Below are 1,614 nucleotides of genomic sequence, written 5' to 3'. Positions count from 1 at the left end.
CGAGAACCCCATCAAACACACCCCTTTTATTCTCTATTATACCTTCAATAAAGCTATTTTATATCCATTCTTTTGAAAAACAGCGATGTCAAAGTCAGAATGCAGGCAATAATCACGAGAGAAGATAGCAAGGCCGGAACCCATTCCGCAGTTTGACCTGCAAGCAAATGATTACTCGCTGATAGTGCAGAATACTTCAGAAGATCGACTGCATTCGTAGTGATCAAGTAATTGAGGGCAAACAAACTGACTAGTGAAATGATAAAGGCAATAAAAGGTGATAGAAACAGTCCAGCAAGCAACGTCACTGCCATGAATAAGGCGAGATGAAGAAAAATAAAGCCAATCATCGCCAGCATATTCGGCAAATCAATCATTGATGAAGTAAAGCTGCCATTTCCCATCGTAGAGTCCGCAACAAAAAGATAATAACCGGCGCCCGCGCTCAAGGTAAACAGAACAAACGCACCAAAAGTAGTCGTCAGCAGCGCGCAGAATTTCGCTACAATAATCGGACCTCTTTTACCGATTCGCAAGAGCGTCATTTTGATTTGTCCGCTAGTGATTTCGCCGGAAAACTGCACTGCTGTAACCAAAATTAATAAAATCCCCCAAATACCTAATGTGTTGAAAAAAGCCCAGATCGTGGTTACAAAATCAAGACAGGCTAATTTTCCATTGCTAGACAGCGCATCGCCAGTGAAGGTCAAAGCGCCAGTTGAGACCCCAAAAGACATGACCATAACTAAAATTGCCGGAATCAGCAGAATCAGACTAGTTCTTCTTTTTAGTGTTTTGATTATTTCCATTTTATAGATCGTCCATATTTCCATCATTGTTCGCTCCTTTTTTTATTTCATCAGCTCGATTAATTGAGCCTGCTGGTTTTCAAAATGTCTATTTTGATCAGAATAGCTGATCACGCCCTTGCTCAAGACCAAAATATTATCAGTCAGGTCGCAAACTTCCTGCATTTGATGACTAGAAAAGAGAATAGCTGTACCGCGCTCACGGCAAAGCTTCCGCAACAAGTCTTTTACTTCTTCTACACCGATCGGATCGAGGCCGACAAAAGGTTCATCCAAAATCAGCAGTTCGGGCTTTGTAATCAACGATAATGCCAAAGCCAGCCGCTGCTTCATTCCAAAGGAAAAGTTTTTGACCTTTTTCTTGGCGGCGTTGCTTAGTTCGACAAATTCTAAACTTTCGTGAATGAGCCGTTTGCGCTCTTTTTTAGGAAGCGAGTCGATCAATCGAATAGAAAGCATCAGATTATCATAGGCAGTTAAATCCTCATAAAACTGAACATCCACCAGCGAACCGATTTTCATTCTTGTTTGCGTATCCGTTGTACTTAAATTTTGGCCGTTAAAGACGACTTTTCCATGATAATTTGCGGTTAAACCTAAAACACATTTCATTAAGGTGGTCTTACCGGCACCATTTCGTCCAAGCAGGCCAGTGATTTTCCCTGGCAGCAGCTGCAGATCAATCCCGTTCAAAATATTGTTGTGTCCATAACTTTTTCGCAGATCTCTGATTTCTAAGATCGTTCTTGTCATGATTTTTCCCTCCATTTCTTTATAGATTCAGTATAGGTAGGAAAGCTTGCAT

At 41.2% G+C, this 1,614-nt stretch carries 2 protein-coding genes; both read right to left on the bottom strand.

From position 1 onward, the window contains the following. Window positions 1-53: 53 nt before the first annotated feature. Window positions 54-836 (bottom strand): ABC transporter permease, encoded by a 783-nt coding sequence (locus A5875_RS19805; protein ID WP_242551179.1) that lies wholly within the window; start codon window positions 834-836, stop codon window positions 54-56. Between the two features lie 15 nt (window positions 837-851). Next, entirely contained in the window at window positions 852-1,562 is a 711-nt protein-coding gene (locus tag A5875_RS19800; protein WP_176244761.1) for an ABC transporter ATP-binding protein, read from the bottom strand. Window positions 1,563-1,614: the final 52 nt, after the last annotated feature.

Origin of the sequence: Enterococcus sp. 3H8_DIV0648 (assembly GCF_002140655.1) — a bacterium.
Lineage (GTDB): Bacteria > Bacillota > Bacilli > Lactobacillales > Enterococcaceae > Enterococcus_A > Enterococcus_A hulanensis.
Note: the sequence above shows the minus strand (reverse complement) of the source record. Positions and strands in the feature narration are given on the sequence as shown.